Source organism: Mesorhizobium sp. URHB0026, assembly GCF_054059755.1.
Genome location: NZ_JBSSCN010000001.1, coordinates 1,453,198 through 1,470,579, shown reverse-complemented (window position 1 = coordinate 1,470,579; position 17,382 = coordinate 1,453,198). Strand labels below are relative to the sequence as shown.

The window sequence follows — 17,382 nt, the reverse complement described above, 5'->3', positions numbered from 1 at the left end:
GGTCACATGGCCATTTTTTCACATTCGGCCTGGGCCTTCTTGGTCGAGGTGTCGATCATGTAGGCTTTGCCCTTGGCGTCGGTCATCATCATCATGCAGTGCTTGATCGGCTTGGCCATCTTCATCATGTCGGCGCCCATCTTCGCGTCCGGCGTCATGGTGCCCATATGCCCGTCGGGCATGATCGCCGTCACTTGTCCGCCTTTCATCATGCTCATGGTGCCCATCGTGTCCTCGGCAAACGCCTGCGAGGCGCAAAGCGCGGCGAGACCGGCAATGACGGCGAGCTTGATCGATTTCATCCTGCATTCTCCCATTCTGTAGGGGCACAGTTGCCCCGTTCAGGGTTCGAAGCCGCGAGGGGGATCGTTACGCCAACACGACTAAGTGATCGCCGCCAACGACATTCCCTCGGCCGGCCTCGATCGTCCTTCACGGGGACGGTCGCGATCGGGACACCGACGGCAGACCCGGTTTGGCGTGCACCGCATGACTTCGCGCTCAACCTGTGCTATGCGCCGCCCTTCATATCGGGCCGATGGATGAAATCGGCCGCAAACCGCTTATATCTGTGCAACCATGACCCTTTCACTCGATCTTACCGCCGACGGCGCCCGTGACGCCTTGCGCGGCCGTGCCGCGCGGACCGAAAAGCCATCGCTGATCGGCCTCACGCGGACGGAACTCGCCGCCGCTCTTGTCGAATCCGGCACCGTGCCGGAGCGTCAGGCAAAGATGCGCGCCCAGCAACTCTGGCACTGGATGTATGTGCGCGGCGTTTCCGACTTCGCCGGCATGTTCAACATCTCCAAGGATCTGCGCGCCGAACTCGACAAGCATTTCACCGTTGCCCGGCCCGAGATCGTCGAGGAGCAGATTTCCGCCGACGGCACGCGAAAGTGGCTATTCCGCTTTCCGCCGCGCGGCGCCGGCCGGCCGGTGGAGATCGAGACGGTCTATATCCCCGAGGAAGGCCGCGGCACGCTCTGCATCTCCTCGCAGGTCGGTTGCACGCTGACCTGTTCGTTCTGCCACACCGGCACGCAGAAGCTGGTGCGCAACCTGACCGCCGAAGAAATCCTGGCGCAGTTGCTCACCGCGCGCGACCGGCTCGGCGACTTCCCCGACCGCGACACGCCGGATGGCGCCATCGTGCCGGCCGAGGGCCGGAAAGTGTCCAACATCGTCATGATGGGCATGGGCGAGCCGCTCTATAATTTCGAGGCGGTGAAGAAGGCGCTGCTGATCGCCTCCGACGGCGACGGCCTGTCCCTGTCCAAGCGTCGCATCACGCTGTCGACCTCGGGCGTCGTGCCCGAGATTTTCCGCACCGGCGAGGAGATCGGTGTCATGCTGGCGATCTCGCTGCACGCGACCAACGACGATCTGCGCGACCTTCTGGTGCCGATCAACAAGAAATATCCGCTGAAGGAACTGATCGCCGCCTGCCGCGCCTATCCCGGCCTCTCCAACGCCAAGCGCATCACCTTCGAATATGTGATGCTGAAGGACGTCAACGATTCCATCGAGGACGCCAAGGGGCTGATCAAGCTGCTCAAGGGGATTCCGGCCAAGATAAACCTGATCCCGTTCAACCCGTGGCCGGGCACCAACTACCAATGCTCGGACTGGGAGACGATCGAGAAGTTCGCCGACTACATCAACAATGCCGGCTATGCCTCGCCGATCCGCACGCCGCGCGGCCGCGACATCCTGGCCGCCTGCGGCCAGCTGAAGTCGGAATCGGAACGCATGCGCAAGGTCGACCGGCTGGCGCTGGAAGCCATGATGATCGCGGGGCACGGCGAGGTGTGAGCCGTCTCGTCGCCGGCCTCACACGTTTCGCGGTGATAGCAGTCGGCTACCTCGCCGCCGTGCTGACCTCGATCGTGGTGCCTGTGCTGCTGATCGTTCTGCTGGCCGGGATCGAGGACGGCAACTGGTCAATCATTTTCACGTTCGACTGGCTGGCCTCCTTCCCGCTCGCCGTGCTGACCGTGGCCATCTGCGCGCTGCTGATCGTCGGCCCGGCGATCTTCGTCGCCGAACGGCTGGCGCTGCGAGGATGGTTCTACTTCGCGGTCACGGGCGCGGTCACGTCGATCGCCTTCGGTGTTTTTGTGCCGGGCTCGGCCGGAGGCTTCGTTTTCAATCCGGGCTTCCTGGGTTTTCTGGCCGCCGCCGGCATTGCCGCAGGCTGGGTCTACTGGCTTCTGGCTGGACGCAGCTCCGGTCGTCTCAGGGGCCGTGATCCCCAATGAACCGTCTCGTCGCGTACATCGTGCGCTTCGCCATCATCCTGTTCGGCTATGCCGTAGCCTCGCTGGCGGCGAGCGCCTTCCTCAACATCCTGTTCCTGGCCTCGCTCGGCTACGGGCCGGCGCAAGCGCATCCGGCGGCGACGGCGTCGCTCTATTTTTCAATTCCTTTCGTCGCCCTGTTCGTCGCCTATTTCGGCTTCATGCCGGCGGCGATCGTCATCCTGATTGCCGAAATCCTCGGTCGGCGCGACTGGTTGTTCTACGCCCTCGCCGGCGCGGTGGTGGCGGGGGCTTTCCTCGGCCTCGTCGACAATGTCCGCGATTCCGCTTTCGCGGTCACCGAAGCCAGCGCCATCATGGCGGTGCTCGGTGGCGGCATGGTCGGCGGCATCTTCTATTGGCTTGCCGCCGGGCGCTGGGCAGGAAGCTGGTGGAAGGTCTCTACTTCGCCTGGGCCGTCAGAATCTTGAGCGCGAACGCCGAGAACACGCCGGCGAAAAGATAGTCGACCACCCGCGTCACACGGGGGCTGGCTTTCATTGCCGCCGCGAATTTTTCAGCCGCCAGCACCATCGGTACCGTCACCGGGATCGACAGCACGATGAACATGGAGCCGAGGAAGAACAGCTTGCCCGGCGCGTTCGGATCGTGCGCGGAGACGAATTGCGGCAGGAAGGTCATGAAGAACAGGATGATTTTCGGGTTGAGCAAATTGACGCCGAGCCCCGCCGCCCAGCTGCGCAACAGCGAGATTTGCGGGCCGGTCTTCTTTTCCGGCGAGAAAGCCGAACCCTTGGTGATCGCCTGCCAAGCGAGGAAGACGAGATAGCCGGCGCCGAAGATCTTCAGCACGAAGAAAGCCATCGGCGAGGCGACGATCAGCGCCGAGACGCCGACCACCACCAGCGTGGTGTGGATCAGCGTGCCGCACAGCGCGCCGGCCATCGAGGCGAAGCCGGTGGCGCGGCCCTGGCTCAGTGTGCGCGACACGAACAGCGTCATGTCGGGGCCTGGCGTGATCGCCAGGATAACGGTGGCGATGGCGAACTGGATCAGCGTGGTGGTGTCGGGAATGAAGGACATGGCAAGGCCCCGGGAAGATTCGGGGCGTATACAGGATGCATCGCGCCGACGCCAGACGGGGCCGGCGCATCCTCCGGTGGAGCTGGAGCGGTTCGGCCAGTTTTCGCCGCGCTTCAAGGCGGCGCTCTTGAGCGCCTGGTGGCCGGCGGCATGGCCCCGAGATCGTTGCTCCCGATCAAGCCGGGCGTCGCACTGCCGCGCTGGATCAGAAGGCTGGCGCCGCGTGCGCTTGCTCGCTTTGCCGTTCCTGCTAAAAGGCGCTCCGACAATCCCTGACGCCTTGCCTCAAGCGTCCGCTTTTCGACGGAGCAGAAATGTCCAAGACCAAAGACGTGAAGAAGGTCGTGCTCGCCTATTCCGGCGGCCTCGACACATCCATCATTCTGAAATGGCTGCAAACCGAACTCGGCGCCGAAGTCGTCACCTTCACCGCCGATCTCGGCCAGGGCGGCGAGCTGGAGCCGGCGCGCCGCAAGGCCGAGATGATGGGTATCAAGGACATTCGTGTCGTCGACGTACGCGAGGAATTCGTCGCCGACTTCGTGTTCCCGATGTTCCGCGCCAATACCGTCTACGAAGGCACCTATCTCCTGGGAACCTCGATCGCGCGGCCGCTGATCTCCAAGCACCTGGTCGAGATCGCCAGGGAAACCGGCGCCGACGCCATCGCGCATGGCGCCACCGGCAAGGGCAACGACCAGGTCCGTTTCGAGCTTTCGGCCTACGCGCTGAACCCCGACATCAAGGTCATCGCGCCGTGGCGCGACTGGTCGTTCAAATCGCGCACAGACCTGATGAACTTCGCCGAACAGCACCAGATCCCGGTGCCCAAGGACAAGAGGGGCGACGCACCGTTCTCCGTCGACGCAAATCTGCTGCACTCGTCCTCCGAGGGCAAGGTGCTGGAAGACCCGTGGAGCGAGCCGCCGGAATTCGTGCATCAGCGCACCGTGTCGCCGATGGACGCGCCGGATGCCGTCACCGAGATCGAGATCGAATTCCTGAAGGGCGACCCGGTCGCGCTCAACGGCAAGAAGCTGTCGCCGGCCACCATGCTGGCCGCGCTCAACGATCTCGGCCGCGACAATGGCATCGGCCGGCTCGACCTGGTCGAGAACCGTTTCGTCGGCATGAAATCGCGAGGCGTGTATGAAACGCCGGGAGGCGCCATCCTGATCGTGGCCCATCGCGCCATTGAATCGATCACGCTCGACCGCGGCGCCGCGCACCTCAAGGACGAGTTCATGCCGCGCTACGCGGAGCTCATCTACAACGGCTTCTGGTTCTCGCCCGAGCGCCTGATGCTGCAGGCGATGATCGACAAGAGCCAGGAAGACGTCGAAGGCACGGTGCGGCTGAAGCTCTACAAGGGCAATGTCATGGTCACCGGCCGCAAGTCTGGGAAGACGCTCTATTCCGACGCGCTGGTCACCTTCGAGGACGACCGTGGCGCCTATGACCAGAAGGACGCCGCCGGCTTCATCCGCCTCAATGCGCTGAGGCTGCGGACATTGGCCGCACGCAACCGCCGAGGCTGAACCGGGCAGCGGCCTGGCTTTCGCCAACTCACGCTTACAAAACCCGACGGAGACGTCGGGTTTTATTTTATCTGTCTAATATACTGGAAGTCAAAAACGCTCCAGACAAGTTGGTCCTTGATCTCTGAGCGGCTTCATTTAGGTTCTTGCACGGGATCAAGGGGCTTTGACATGAAAAACAATGTTCTTCTGCTTGCGGCAGCCGTCGCTCTCATCGGGTGCCAGTCATCACAAGCGGCCGCGAAACGCGCCCCTGACGCGGGGTTGGAAGGGTGCCTTGGCGCCGTCCGCGTATGGAACATTTCATTCAAGCACGATATGGCTTCTTTCATGGGCACATCGCAGGAGCGCATGCCGACTTTGTTCTGCCAGCGCCTCGCCGATGGCGTACGCAGCGGCCGGGTCAGCTATTCCGACATCAACAGGCTGCAACTCGACCAACCGACAGAAATCTGGATGGTCATCAAGGGCAAGCCGAAGCCTGCTAAAGTCACGCAAGCCCCCGCGCCGCGGTCTCTCAAATTTCGCAACTGCAGCGGTGTTGACGGCGCCTTCCAGGTTCCCATTTCCCAGAAATGCCCGTTGAGCGGCTGGGCAAATCATTGAGAGCGACGTGACGGGATCGAAGCCGGCCATTTCACGGGAATGGCTGGTGCCGCTGGTGCTTTTCGCGACGCCGGTCGCCGCTGGGGATTTCGACCTCGCCTCCTTGGACCTCGCCGCCCTCATCGAATGCAGGGCCAATGTGCCAGCGTATAATGGTCTTGCCCTCTGGCTGGCCGGCGAGCCGGATGTGGGGCAGACCCTCGGCTGGAAGGAGGCCGCTTCCGGCAATCCCTTCCTGCGGCAGTATGAGCTGCCCGCTCCGATCCATGTCTTCGGACGCGATACGGGGACAATCGTCTTTACCGCGCCGGGCCGATGGCGGTGCTCGACGGGATCGCCGCGCCGGACCTCGCTCGCCAGCTCGACGTTCCGGCGACGGTTTCGACGCCGGACAAGTTCCTCGGCGAGAAGGTCGTGGCCGAAAGCAGCGAGGACGCCAGCGGTGTGAGCCTTGCCACTCGCATCACGCTCAACGTCTCGACCGTCGAGTCCCACGGGGGCAGGACGCTGGCCGGCTGCTCCTATACGCTCGACGTGAAATGAAAAACCCGGCGCGGAGGCCGGGTTTTTCGTTCAATGCCGTGCGGTTCGATCAATCGGCGTCGATCGCGGTGGCGATGCGGGCGATGGCCTGCTGATAGACGCTTGCGGAATTCCAGCCGGCGATCGCGCCCATGTTCGACTGGGCGCTGGCGCCAGCCCGCCAGCCGTGACCCTTGAGGAAGTTGGCGGTGGAGGCCAAAGCGGTGGCCTTGTCGCGCAGGTTTCCGCTACCGACCGCATACTTCAAGACATTTCCCGGCAGGAACTGCGTGTGGCCGATCTCGCCATGCATGGCGCCGACCGACGAGGCGGTCAACGCTCCGCGATCAACCAGCTTCAGAGCCGCGATGGCGTGCGGGTGAAAATAGTCGGGACGGCGGCAATCATAGGCAAGCGTCACAATGGCGGAGACCGTGTTCTGGTTGCCCATGGAAGCACCGAAGCCGGTTTCCATGCCCCAGATGGCGAGCAGCACGCCCGGCGACACGCCGTAGTTGGCTTCGATCTGGTTGAACAGCGCCGCGTTCGACTTCTTCAGCGAACGGCCCTTGGAGATGATCGCCGACCCGCCGCGGCGTTTCATGAAATCGTCCACCGATCCGCTGAAAGCCTTGTGGATGGCGCGGTCGGCGGAGATCGTCCTTGTTGCGTAGGTGGCGCCGGCCAGAGCGGCCAGACCCCTCGACTCGACACCTTCGGACTTGGCCTCAGCGGCGAAGTCCTGCTTCCAGGCGTCGAAGCCGGCGCCGGTCTTGCCGCAGCTGGCCGCCGCTTGCGCACCGGTTGCCAGCCCCAGCGCCGCCACCACCGCCGCCGCTAAAATCCTACCCTTGGCAAGAAATGCCATGTTGTTCTCCTGGTTCCTGATTCACGTCCCGTTTGCGAATTTGCCAGCGAAACGCGCATTTGTCACCGTCTGTGGCGCGATGCTGGCGAATGGCGGGGAATTTGCCTACGATCAAGTGATTATTATGGCGAGTGTCAGGCATGAAGACGCTGATGCCGCCCATGGACCGGGCAGGCGCGCCTGGACCGGGGAAGCAAAATAGTCGCGATGGAGCGCGGAACACCGGCCGGTGGTTCGCGTTTGGGCACGGGCCGCCATGCATCCCTTCTGATGGATTGAGATCGAAATGAAACTTTTCGACTGCCCGCATTGCGGCCACCGTCTCTATTTCGAGAATGCCCAGTGCCTGAACTGTAGCAGTCTCGTGCTCTATGATCCCGAGGACGCGCGCTTTGTCTTGTCAGGCGTCGACGGCGCGATCCAGTGCACCAATGCCGACGAATGCGCCTGCAACTGGATGGCCGAGCCGGAACAGGTCTTCTGCCGTGCCTGCGTGCTGAACCAGCTGATCCCCGATCTCTCGGTCGACGGCAATCGCCGCCGCTGGATTCGCGTCGAGGCGGCGAAGAAGCGCGCCATCTATTCGCTGCTCGCCTTCGGCCTGCCGGTGGCGCCCAAGCAGAGCCCGACGGACGAGATCGGGCTGGCCTTCGACTTCCTCGCCGATCCGATCGGCGGCGGCCCGGGCGGCGAACGGATTCTCACCGGTCACGACAACGGCCTGATCACGCTGAATGTCGCCGAAGCCGATTCAGCCGAGCGCGAAAAACGTCGCGTCCAGATGGGTGAGAATTATCGCACGCTGCTCGGCCATTTCCGCCACGAGCTAGGCCACTATTACTGGGACCGCCTGATCCGCGACGATCCGCGAAGGCTGGAAGCGTTCCGCGCCTTGTTCGGCGACGAGCGTGCCGACTACGAACAGGCGCTGAAAGCTTATTACGCCAACGGCGCGGCGCCCGATTGGCAGCAAGACCACATCTCGGCCTACGCCACCTCGCATCCGTGGGAGGACTGGGCCGAGACCTGGGCCCACCACCTGCACATCACCGACACGCTGGAAATGGTGCATGCGCTGAACTTTCCGCTCGGCCGGCTGGAGACGGTGGAGGCGAACGAACTGCCGCGGGGCGATACCGGGGGCGAGCCGCGGGCAGCACCCTCGGAGCCCGCCAACACGCCCGAGCCCTTCGACAAGATCCTTGCCCGCTGGCTGGTGCTGTCGGAAGCCTCCAATTCGATCAACCGCTGCATGGGTCTCCCCGACCTCTACCCCTTCGTCATTTCGGACGCGACGGCGCGGAAACTGGCGTTCGTACACGATCTTCTGACCGGCTTGCCGGTGGACGGCGGAACAAATCGTGAGTTGGCTCGCGCATTTTAGCCGGAACGCATGCGCTGCTGCCCCGTTTTCACCGCCGAGGGACTGTGAAACGGAGAGAACCCATGAAATCCTTATTGTTTCCCGCAATAGCGGGGATGCTGACCGCAATGTCGGGCGCGGCGCTGGCCGATACCGCAGTCTCGGCAGTCACCGATCTCAACGTGCGCGCCGGCCCTGGTCCGCAGTATCCAGTGATCGGCGTGCTCGCCGCAGGCCAGTCGGCGACGCTCAACGGCTGCATCGAAAACAGCAAATGGTGCACCATCGCCGAAGCGGGTGGCCAGGGCTGGGTCTATTCCGACTACGTCACGGCCGATTTCGGCGGCAGCCGCGTGGTGCTGACGCAGCGCCGCTCCGCCGTTGCCGTGGTCACGCCGCCGGCCGACATCGGCAACTATTCGACCGACTATACTGGTGCAATCATTTCCAGCGATCCGGTGGTTGGCGACTTTCCAGCGCCGCCGGCCGCGGTACGGACCTATGTCGACACCCACCGCCTCGACCCCGTCTATCTCGACGGCGAGGTGGTCACCGGCGCGACCCTGCCCGATACGGTCGAGCTGCGCGAAATTCCTGATTACAACTACCGCTATGTCTATGTGAACGGCCAGCGGGCGCTGATCGATCCGCAGACACGGCGCATCATGTACGTCGTGCGTTGATGCGATGCCGGCGGTCGCCGAAGCGGCCGCCGGCGAAACCTGATAGGCGACCGCGGTAGGCTGGCCGACGCCTGTGTTCCGTGCCAATCCGGGTTTGCGTATTCTGCTGACATCGCGCCCGGTTCCCGAAACCATCAGCCAGATCAAGCAGCGGTGGATTGGGATCGAGGACAAGCGTGACGGTCGACGACACTGCCTTCGAGCGCTATCGCAACACGCCGAACGCCAGGACGACTTTGCCGCGCCTGTTGCTGGGAACGCTGATCGTCGTCCTGTTCTGGGGCGCCACCACCGCGGCCGTGCTGTTCGGTGGCACCCGTGTTTACTTCGCCTGGCGTGGGGCGGCGGCTTCGCCACACGACATGGAGGGTTTTCTCGCCTCGCCCGTCGGCATCCTCTGTGCGCTCGCCTCTTTCGCCGTGATCTGGATCGGCCTGTGGATCGTCATGCGCTGGGTGCATGGCGAGCCGCTGTCGGCGCTGCTTGGCGCCGGCCGCCGCGTAGCGCGACTGGACTTCCTCAAGGGGCTGATCGCGGTGCTGATCACCTCGTCCTTGTCCGAAATCCTGCTCTATCTGCTGCAGCCCGGCATCGCGCGCGGCATGATCAGCCTGCCGTCATGGCTGCTGTTCGCGATCCCGATCGCCGCGCTCACCCTGCTGCAGACCTCGTCGGAGGAGGTGCTGTTCCGCGGCTACTTGCCGCGCGGCTTGGCCAATCGGTTCAGAAGCCCGTTCGTCTGGGCGCTGCTGCCCGGCCTGCTGTTCACCTCGCTGCACTGGAGCGGCGGTTCGACGGCCGCCATCAACGCCAGCGTGCTGGTCTCGATCGCTGCCTTCGCGCTGCTTCTGACCCTCGTGGTCTACGCCACCGGCAATCTCGGCGCCGCACTTGGCGCCCATCTCGGCAACATTTTGACCGGCTTCCTGCTGATCTCGCATCAGCAGAGCTACAATTCCTTCGCCTTGTTCACTGCAAAGCCGCTCGAAGGACCGGGCTGGATGATATCGGATGCCATCCTCATTGCCCTCATCGGCATTGCCTGCAGCCTGCTGACGATTGTCTTGCTGCTGCATCCGCGGTCGCCACTCAAGGTCACGGCTGAGGTTCCAAACGCCGTGGATGCGGCCTGATCGCGGCCCTGGAAACAGCGCGACACCGGCTTTGCCTTGACTCTCTCGCCGATTTCCTGTCTACAGCCCACGAATTCCGCGACGAGTATTCCTCCGAGCAAGCCGACCAGGACGCCGAAACCTCTTTGAGGCCGAGTGCTGTAAACAGATCCTGGAGGCCAACACCCGGCAGCGCTGTGCGCCCCCGGGTGCTTTTTGGTTTTGGGCTTTTGCTTGTAGTGGCTTTTGCTTGGAGACTGGCTTTTGCTAGGAGACTGGGCGCGAACGCATTACCTCTCGGGCACCATCCGGGTGCCAGGGAAAAGGAAAACGAATGTTTGAATCGCTGCAGGAGCGTCTTGGCTCCATCCTGAACGGCCTGACCGGTCGCGGCGCGTTGTCGGAGGCGGATGTCTCGGCAGCGCTGCGCGAGGTGCGCCGTGCGCTGCTCGAGGCCGACGTGGCGTTGGAAGTGGTGCGGTCCTTCACCGACAAGGTGCGCGAGAAGGCCGTCGGCGCCGCGGTGCTGAAGTCGATCAAGCCGGGACAGATGGTCGTCAAGATCGTCCATGACGAGCTGGTCGACATGCTCGGCGCCGAGGGTGTCGCCATCGACCTCAACGCGCCTGCCCCGGTCGTCATCATGATGGTCGGCCTGCAGGGCTCCGGCAAGACCACCACTTCGGCCAAGATCGCCAAGCGGCTGACCGAGCGTCAGAACAAAAAGGTCCTGATGGCCTCGCTCGACACGCGGCGTCCGGCAGCGCAGGAGCAGCTGCGCCAGCTCGGCGAGCAGGTCAAGGTGACGACGCTGCCTGTTATCGCAGGCCAGAACCCGGTCGATATCGCCAAGCGCGCCGTGCAGGCGGCCAAGCTCGGCGGCCATGACGTCGTCATCCTCGATACCGCCGGCCGCACCCATATCGACGAGCCGCTGATGGTCGAGATGGCCGACATCAAGAAGGTGTCGGGCCCGCACGAAATCCTGCTGGTCGCCGATTCGCTGACCGGTCAGGACGCCGTCAACCTGGCGAAAAGCTTCGACGAGCGAGTCGGCATCACCGGCCTTGTGCTGACCCGCATGGACGGCGACGGCCGTGGCGGTGCCGCGCTGTCGATGCGCGCCGTCACCGGCAAGCCGATCAAGCTGATCGGCACCGGCGAAAAGATGGACGGGCTGGAGGAATTCCACCCCAAGCGCATTGCCGACCGCATCCTGGGCATGGGCGACATCGTCAGCCTGGTCGAAAAAGCCGCCGAAAACATCGACGCCGAGCAGGCGGCGGCGATGGCCAAGAAGATGCAGTCGGGCAAGTTCGACCTGAACGACCTCGCCCAGCAGCTTCAGCAGATGTCGAAGATGGGCGGCATGGGCGGCATCATGGGCATGATGCCCGGCATGGGCAAGATGAAGGACCAGATGGCCGCCGCCGGCCTGGACGACAAGATGTTCGGCCGCCAGCTCGCCATCATCTCCTCGATGACCAAGGCCGAGCGCGCCAATCCGGATATCCTTAAGCACTCGCGCAAGAAGCGCATCGCCGCCGGCTCCGGCACCGATGCCGCCGAAATCAACAAGCTCTTGAAGATGCATCGCGGCATGGCCGACATGATGAAGGCGATGGGCGGCAAGGGCAAAGGCGGCGGCCTGATGCGCGGCATGATGGGAGGCCTTGCCTCCAAGATGGGCCTCGGCGGCATGATGCCCGGTGGTGGCATGGGCGGCATGATGGGCGGCGGCATGCCCGATCTGTCGAAGATGGACCCCAAGCAGCTCGAAGCCTTGCAGAAGCAGGCGCAGGCCGCCGGCCTCGGCGGCATGAAGGGCTTGCCCGGCGGTCTTCCCGGCGGCGGCTTGCCCGGCCTACCCGGCGGCGGCTTGCCCGGCGGCATGAAGCTTCCCGGCCTTGGCGGCGGTGGCGGCCTGCCCGGTCTCGGCAAGAAGAAGTGAGGACGCTATGAACGAAGAAAAGGACATGGCCGACGCCCGCAGCATCCTGGCCGGCTACCGCGCCTCGATCGACAACATCGACGCGGCCCTCATCCACATGCTGGCCGAGCGCTTCCGCTGCACCAAGGCGGTTGGCGTGCTCAAGGCCGAGCATGGCCTGCCGCCGGCCGACCCGGCGCGCGAGCAGCAGCAGATCGCCCGCCTGCGCCAGCTGGCGCATGACGCGCATCTCGACCCGGATTTCGCGGAGAAATTCCTCAACTTCGTCGTCCGCGAAGTGATCCGGCACCACGAACAGATCGCCGCTGCCAACGGCGTGACGAAAACGGGTTGAAGAAACGCTGACTTATCAAACGAAATCAGAGCTTTTAGGAGAAAAGAAATGGCACTGAAGATCAGACTGGCCCGTGCGGGCTCGAAGAAGCGTCCTTACTACCACGTCGTCGTCGCCGATGCCCGTTCGCCTCGCGACGGCCGGTTCATCGAGTCGCTCGGCTCGTGGAACCCTCTGCTGCCGAAGGACGGCGAGCGCATCAAGGTCGATGCCGACCGCGTCAAGCATTGGCTGTCGCACGGCGCCCAGCCGACCGACCGCGTGCTGCGCTTCCTCGATGAGGCCGGCCTTGCCAAGCGCGAGGCCCGCTCCAACCCGAAGAAGGCCGAGCCCGGCAAGAAGGCGCAGGAACGCGCCGCCCTGCTGAAGAAGGCCCAGGAAGACGCCGCTGCCGCCGTCGCCTCGGCCGCTGCCGCACCGGCCGAACCGGAAGCCGCTACCGCCGAGTAATCGCTTCCTATTCCTTGCGGGAACAGAACGGCGGGCCTTTGCCCGCCGTTTTGCTGTTTGCATTTGCCGCTCACCTGCCGTTGCTGTTTCATTGGAAAGCTTCTGATTTCCGGCTGAGGATCGGATGGACCAACGGGCAGTCGCGGAGGAGAGCCTGTCCGGCGTCGTCGCCGGAACCCTGTTGCGATCCCCCGAGGCCACGGCAGGTGTCGTGGTGCTGAGCGGATCGAGCGGCCGCGTCGACGTCGGGCGCGCCAGGCTGTTTGCCGATGTGGGCGTCTCTGCCCTTGCCCTCCGGTGGTTTGGCGGCCAAGGCCAGATCCCAGGCATTTGCGAAATCCCCTTGGAGATTTTTTTCGCCGCGACCGACCGTCTTGTCGGTTTGGGATGCCGGCGTATCGTCTATGTCGGCACGTCCAAAGGCGCCGAGGCGGCCTTGCTCGTTGCGGCGCATGACCCGCGCATCGACGCCGTTGTCGCGATCAGCCCGACATCGGTGGTCTGGGGAAATATCGGGCCGGGCGCCGACGGCGTCAGCTGGCCCGAGCGGTCGTCGTGGACGCTCAAGGGACTGCCGTTCCCGTTTGTTCCAACCGACCCAAATTGGAAAGCAAGCTGCGTCGACGGCCTTGTGTCCTACCGCGGGCTTTTCGAACACTGCCTGACCGCTTTCAAGGAGGAGGCCGGCAAGGCCGCCATTCCGGTCGAGGACATTTCGGCGACGGTCATGCTGGTCGCGGGCGGCGACGATGCGCTGTGGCCATCCCTGGGATTTGCCCGCTCGATTGTCCGACGTCGGCAAGATGCCGGAAAGGCCACGCGCCTGGTTTCGGGCCCAGGCGCCGGCCATCGCATTCTCCTGCCTGGCGAAACCACCCCGCGCTCAAGATCGCATGCGCATGGCGGCAATGACCGCGCTGATGCGGATCTGGGGCGGGACGCCTGGGGATACATCCGGGAGCTGCTGTAGCGCTGCCCGCGGCGGCGGCTGTCTCAAGCGAGCGCAGCCAATTCATCGATCGAAAACGGCGGGTCAAGCCCGCCGTTTTGCTGTTCATGTCTGAAATGCGGCCGATCAATAACCGCTTGGGCAGCGATCGACATAGACCCGACCGTGGCGATCGCGGTACCGGCATTGGCCGCTTTCGCTGGCATGGCCGATCAGCGCGCCAGCCACGGCGCCCACCGCACCGCCGACAACAGCGCCCTGCACCGGATCTCCGGCCACGGCCGCGCCAACCGCAGCACCACCTAGGCCGCCCACGGCAGCCCCTTTTTCCGTTTGCGAACATGCACCCAGTGCCGTCGTCAGCACCAGAATGGCCAGGATTTTCTTCATTTGTCGTTCCTCTCACGCGGATCGCCGTCTCGCCGCCAAGTGCTTAACTCTCAGACGGCTAATTTGATCCCGAGGAAAACGAAGATCGCGACGCCGCTCGCTCAGACAAAATCGCATCATCGGTGTTGCCACCCGCTGGCGTGAAGATAAAGCGACGTTGTTCTTGGCTATCGGCTGAACGGGATCAGCGCGCGCACCCTGGGGTCGCGCAGATAGAGGCCGCCCCACAGGATGATGCCGAGATAGACGCCGAACAGCGTGTGCGAGAACAGCGGATTGCCGATGCGCGCATTGGTGGCGATGGCGCCGCCCATATAGGCGGTGAGCAGGATGGCGCCGAGCACGGAGGTGCTCGGCAGCGCGTAGAGCGCGGTCGAGACCAGGCCGATGACGCCGAGCATGCGCGCGACATTCGGATCTGCCGACCAGCCCAGCGGCACCATCGCCTGGGTGACGATATCGAGCGGCGGCAGCTTGATGGCGCCGTCGAATATCATGAACAGGATAATGACGCCGCTCAACACGCGGCCGGTCCACAGGGCGCCGGAAACGGGCGCGGTTTCGGAAATGCTCATTGGTGTTCCCTCCGGTTGGTTTGAGCCCTTTGCAGGGGTCAAGCCAAGGACGCGGCATGGGCCGGCAATCCTACACGGACCGGATTCATTTTGGCGCCGGTGCGCCCCGCGACGCGGGCCCGGCTATCGGCATTCGCCCATGGCGGCTATTGAGGAGCGGGCGATCCGTTGCAACAAGAGAGACGAAGAATGACCGGCGAGACCGACCTGAAGACATTGCTGGCATCGGTGACGCCGGACTTGCTCGACGGCATTCATGTCTTCGCCACGCTGGCGCCTGGGGCTCCCCATCCGGAAGGCCTGGAGCCGGTCATGGTGTTTGGCGAGCGCGAGGGCACGACATTGATCGTGACCGAGGCGGCGGCAAGGAAAGCCGGACTCACCGTTTCATTCCGCTGCCGGATGATCACGCTGGACATCCACTCATCGCTGGAAGCCGTCGGCTTTCTCGCCGCCATCACCGCGCGACTGGCCGCCGCCGGCATGGGCGTCAATCCGGTCTCGGGTTTTTACCACGACCATCTGTTTGTGCCGGCTGGGCGGGCGGAGGAGGCGATGGGGTTGCTGCGCCAGCTGGCTACGGACAGCGGTGGCTGAAATCAACGCCGGCGGACATACAAAATATCAGGCAGGCCTTCCTCGTTAGCCGTGCCGTCGCCGGATGCTTCCGCACGGAACCCATGGCGCTCGTAAAAACGCCGGGCGCCGGTGTTGGATTGGAAGCAATGGAGGTTCACCACCGGCAGGGCGGCAGTGGCGTCCGTCAGCAGCCGGCTGCCGACGCCTTGTCCTGTCCAGGTCGGATCGAGATAGAGCTGTTCCACCCAATCGCCGTTCACGGCGATGAAGCCGATAATCTCTTCGCCAGCCTCGGCGACTGTCACCTGCTGCCGTGGCAGCATGACGTCGCGGATGAAGAAAAGGTCTTCCTCCGGCGTATGCAGCACTGGCATCCAGTCGAAAGCGTTGAGCGACGCACGCATCATGGTCGCGATTGCGGCGGCATCCGAATCGATGGCCGGGCGCAGAGTGATTTTGGTGCGATCGCTCATAGGTCGGCGCTGCCCCTCATCCGCCTGCCGGCACCTTCTCCCCGTATAGTGACGGGGAGAAGAGAGCTAACGGCCGAAGGCCGAGCCCGGCGACCGCGGGCCGCCGGTCGTCCGGCGCCCTCGCGGAGGGCCCGCCGCGGCAGCGGCGATACGGCCCGTGAGCGAAAACAAACCTACGTCAGGCCGCCTTCTTCTTCGGCTGGATAAGGCCGCGCTCGACCAGGAGCTCGGCGATCTGCACGGCGTTCAGCGCCGCGCCCTTGCGCAGATTGTCGGAGACGATCCACATCGACAGGCCGTTGTCGATGGTCGAATCCTCGCGGATACGCGAGATGAAGGTGGCGTCCTCGCCGGCCGATTCCAGCGGCGTGATGTAGCCGCCATCCTCGCGCTTATCCAAGACCTGGCAGCCGGGGGCATCGCGCAGGATGTCGCGCGCCTCATCGGCGGTGATCGGCTTCTCGAACTCGATGTTGACCGCTTCCGAATGGCCGATGAACACCGGCACGCGCACGCAGGTCGCCGTCAGCTTGATCTTGGGATCGAGCATCTTCTTGGTCTCGGCGACCATCTTCCATTCTTCCTTGGTAAAACCGTCATCGAGGAAGACGTCGATATGCGGGATGACGTTGAAGGCGATGCGCTTGGTGAATTTCTTGACGTCGACGCTGTCGGCGACGAACACCGCACGGGTCTGTGTGAACAGCTCGTCCATGCCTTCCTTGCCGGCGCCCGACACCGATTGGTAGGTGGCGACGACGACGCGCTTGATGGTGGCGAAATCATGCAGCGGCTTCAGCGCCACGACGAGCTGCGCCGTCGAGCAATTCGGGTTGGCGATGATGTTCTTGCGTGTGAACAGCGAGATCGCGTCCGGGTTAACCTCGGGCACGATCAGCGGCACGTCCTGGTCGTAGCGGAAGGCCGACGAATTATCGATGACGACGCAGCCCTGTTTGCCGATCTTCGGCGACCATTCCTTGGAGACATTGCCGCCGGCCGACATGATGCAGATGTCCGTGTCGGAAAAATCATACTGATCGAGCGGCCTGACCTTCAGCGTGCGGTCGCCGAACGACACTTCCGTGCCCATGCTGCGCCGCGAGGCGAGCGCCACGACTTCGCTCACTGGAAAGCCGCGCTCTTCCAAAATGTTGAGCATTTCCCGGCCCACATTGCCCGTGGCGCCGACTATCGCAACCTTGAAACTCATCTGAGATCTCCTGTCCCTCTCCGCTTGGTTTTTGGAGAAAACCCGCCGGCCAAGTGCGGGTTCCGTCCCCCAGGCCGGACCCGGGAGAGGGTGGTTAGGCCAAGGGAATCACACCGTTTTGGTGGTGGTTTTGGTGGTTTTCTTGGCCAAGAATGGGGTTTTGCCAGAACCAGGCGACGCGGCGACGCGCCCGGCCCAATGGTTCGCATTGAGGCTGGGGGCATCGAATGCAAGAAGAGCCATCAAAAGGCCGCGCATCGAAAAACGAGTCCCGTTCGAAGCGGGCTTTTACGCGGTTTGCGGCAGGAGTCAATTGGCGACACCACGCATAGCCTTCATGGCACCCTGTACAAGAAGGGCGGCAGGAAGTACGAACGGCCAAGATTGTCTGGCTGGCGCCGCCAGCCCCCCCGGCATGTGCTCCATGATGAG

The 17,382-nt window shown here is 63.8% G+C and carries 22 protein-coding genes; 15 read left to right on the top strand and 7 right to left on the bottom strand.

Annotated features, from left to right (window positions below):
- Positions 1–2: 2 nt before the first annotated feature.
- The gene (locus ACVWWD_RS07460; RefSeq protein ID WP_023774457.1) at positions 3–302 is read right to left on the bottom strand and encodes a hypothetical protein; all 300 of its coding nucleotides are present in this window, start codon (positions 300–302) and stop codon (positions 3–5) included.
- Positions 303–579: 277 nt separating this feature from the next.
- Between ACVWWD_RS07460 and rlmN the strand changes: the two genes are divergently transcribed.
- From rlmN to ACVWWD_RS07445, 3 genes are read left to right on the top strand one after another with little or no spacing between them, the layout of a single operon-like run.
- Positions 580–1,815 (top strand): 23S rRNA (adenine(2503)-C(2))-methyltransferase RlmN, encoded by a 1,236-nt coding sequence (gene rlmN / locus ACVWWD_RS07455; RefSeq protein ID WP_352549531.1) that lies wholly within the window; start codon positions 580–582, stop codon positions 1,813–1,815.
- Complete coding sequence (locus ACVWWD_RS07450) at positions 1,812–2,261, top strand: hypothetical protein (protein ID WP_457102980.1); 450 nt, start codon at positions 1,812–1,814, stop codon at positions 2,259–2,261. The genes rlmN and ACVWWD_RS07450 overlap by 4 nt, the downstream gene beginning before the upstream one ends.
- Positions 2,258–2,731, top strand: coding sequence for a hypothetical protein (locus ACVWWD_RS07445; RefSeq protein ID WP_023782098.1), 474 nt, complete (start codon positions 2,258–2,260; stop codon positions 2,729–2,731). Before ACVWWD_RS07450 ends, ACVWWD_RS07445 begins: the two co-directional genes overlap by 4 nt.
- Here ACVWWD_RS07445 and ACVWWD_RS07440 read toward each other — a convergent pair.
- On the bottom strand, positions 2,703–3,344 hold the full coding sequence (locus tag ACVWWD_RS07440) for a LysE family translocator (protein ID WP_023774461.1): 642 nt from the start codon (positions 3,342–3,344) through the stop codon (positions 2,703–2,705). The genes ACVWWD_RS07445 and ACVWWD_RS07440 overlap by 29 nt on opposite strands.
- 314 nt (positions 3,345–3,658) lie before the next feature.
- Here ACVWWD_RS07440 and ACVWWD_RS07435 point away from each other — a divergent pair, with 314 nt between their 5' ends.
- The 3 genes from ACVWWD_RS07435 (at position 3,659) to ACVWWD_RS07425 (ending at position 6,031) form a co-directional block, all read left to right on the top strand.
- Positions 3,659–4,882 carry an argininosuccinate synthase gene (locus ACVWWD_RS07435; RefSeq protein WP_023782099.1) on the top strand — a complete coding sequence of 408 codons (1,224 nt, stop codon included), beginning with the start codon at positions 3,659–3,661 and terminating at the stop codon, positions 4,880–4,882.
- 171 nt (positions 4,883–5,053) lie between these two features.
- Complete coding sequence (locus tag ACVWWD_RS07430) at positions 5,054–5,488, top strand: hypothetical protein (protein WP_352549535.1); 435 nt, start codon at positions 5,054–5,056, stop codon at positions 5,486–5,488.
- A 315-nt stretch (positions 5,489–5,803) separates the two neighbouring features.
- Entirely contained in the window at positions 5,804–6,031 is a 228-nt protein-coding gene (locus tag ACVWWD_RS07425) for a hypothetical protein (protein WP_457102979.1), read from the top strand.
- Between the two features lie 49 nt (positions 6,032–6,080).
- Here ACVWWD_RS07425 and ACVWWD_RS07420 read toward each other — a convergent pair whose 3' ends face one another.
- Positions 6,081–6,878 carry a lytic murein transglycosylase gene (locus ACVWWD_RS07420; protein WP_023793574.1) on the bottom strand — a complete coding sequence of 266 codons (798 nt, stop codon included), beginning with the start codon at positions 6,876–6,878 and terminating at the stop codon, positions 6,081–6,083.
- Here ACVWWD_RS07420 and ACVWWD_RS07415 point away from each other — a divergent pair.
- The 8 genes from ACVWWD_RS07415 to ACVWWD_RS07380 all read left to right on the top strand — a co-directional run bounded on the left by ACVWWD_RS07415 (position 6,877) and on the right by ACVWWD_RS07380 (position 13,741).
- Complete coding sequence (locus tag ACVWWD_RS07415; RefSeq protein ID WP_352549539.1) at positions 6,877–7,080, top strand: hypothetical protein; 204 nt, start codon at positions 6,877–6,879, stop codon at positions 7,078–7,080. The genes ACVWWD_RS07420 and ACVWWD_RS07415 overlap by 2 nt on opposite strands.
- A gap of 84 nt (positions 7,081–7,164) precedes the next feature.
- The gene (locus ACVWWD_RS07410; protein ID WP_023774467.1) at positions 7,165–8,262 is read left to right on the top strand and encodes a zinc-binding metallopeptidase family protein; all 1,098 of its coding nucleotides are present in this window, start codon (positions 7,165–7,167) and stop codon (positions 8,260–8,262) included.
- Between the two features lie 62 nt (positions 8,263–8,324).
- Positions 8,325–8,924: a DUF1236 domain-containing protein gene (locus ACVWWD_RS07405; protein ID WP_023782104.1), complete on the top strand. Its 600-nt coding sequence runs from the start codon at positions 8,325–8,327 to the stop codon at positions 8,922–8,924.
- Between the two features lie 176 nt (positions 8,925–9,100).
- Positions 9,101–10,057: a CPBP family intramembrane glutamic endopeptidase gene (locus ACVWWD_RS07400; protein WP_352549541.1), complete on the top strand. Its 957-nt coding sequence runs from the start codon at positions 9,101–9,103 to the stop codon at positions 10,055–10,057.
- A 313-nt stretch (positions 10,058–10,370) separates the two neighbouring features.
- On the top strand, positions 10,371–11,987 hold the full coding sequence (gene ffh / locus ACVWWD_RS07395) for a signal recognition particle protein (protein ID WP_352549543.1): 1,617 nt from the start codon (positions 10,371–10,373) through the stop codon (positions 11,985–11,987).
- Positions 11,988–11,994: 7 nt separating this feature from the next.
- Positions 11,995–12,321, top strand: coding sequence for a chorismate mutase (locus ACVWWD_RS07390; RefSeq protein ID WP_352549545.1), 327 nt, complete (start codon positions 11,995–11,997; stop codon positions 12,319–12,321).
- Between the two features lie 48 nt (positions 12,322–12,369).
- Positions 12,370–12,771 carry a 30S ribosomal protein S16 gene (gene rpsP, locus ACVWWD_RS07385; protein WP_352549547.1) on the top strand — a complete coding sequence of 134 codons (402 nt, stop codon included), beginning with the start codon at positions 12,370–12,372 and terminating at the stop codon, positions 12,769–12,771.
- Between the two features lie 124 nt (positions 12,772–12,895).
- Positions 12,896–13,741, top strand: coding sequence for an acyl-CoA thioester hydrolase/BAAT C-terminal domain-containing protein (locus ACVWWD_RS07380; protein ID WP_352549549.1), 846 nt, complete (start codon positions 12,896–12,898; stop codon positions 13,739–13,741).
- Between the two features lie 105 nt (positions 13,742–13,846).
- Here ACVWWD_RS07380 and ACVWWD_RS07375 read toward each other — a convergent pair whose 3' ends face one another.
- Both ACVWWD_RS07375 and ACVWWD_RS07370 read right to left on the bottom strand, forming a co-directional pair.
- The gene (locus tag ACVWWD_RS07375) at positions 13,847–14,110 is read right to left on the bottom strand and encodes a YMGG-like glycine zipper-containing protein (RefSeq protein ID WP_023774473.1); all 264 of its coding nucleotides are present in this window, start codon (positions 14,108–14,110) and stop codon (positions 13,847–13,849) included.
- A 167-nt stretch (positions 14,111–14,277) separates the two neighbouring features.
- Complete coding sequence (locus ACVWWD_RS07370) at positions 14,278–14,685, bottom strand: DoxX family protein (RefSeq protein ID WP_352549552.1); 408 nt, start codon at positions 14,683–14,685, stop codon at positions 14,278–14,280.
- Between the two features lie 189 nt (positions 14,686–14,874).
- Between ACVWWD_RS07370 and ACVWWD_RS07365 the strand changes: the two genes are divergently transcribed.
- Entirely contained in the window at positions 14,875–15,282 is a 408-nt protein-coding gene (locus tag ACVWWD_RS07365; RefSeq protein ID WP_352549554.1) for an ACT domain-containing protein, read from the top strand.
- 2 nt (positions 15,283–15,284) lie between these two features.
- Here the strand turns inward: ACVWWD_RS07365 and ACVWWD_RS07360 are convergent, their stop codons facing one another.
- Both ACVWWD_RS07360 and ACVWWD_RS07355 read right to left on the bottom strand, forming a co-directional pair.
- Positions 15,285–15,737 (bottom strand): GNAT family N-acetyltransferase, encoded by a 453-nt coding sequence (locus ACVWWD_RS07360; RefSeq protein WP_023774476.1) that lies wholly within the window; start codon positions 15,735–15,737, stop codon positions 15,285–15,287.
- Positions 15,738–15,915: 178 nt separating this feature from the next.
- Positions 15,916–16,950, bottom strand: coding sequence for an aspartate-semialdehyde dehydrogenase (locus tag ACVWWD_RS07355; protein ID WP_023774477.1), 1,035 nt, complete (start codon positions 16,948–16,950; stop codon positions 15,916–15,918).
- Positions 16,951–17,382: the final 432 nt, after the last annotated feature.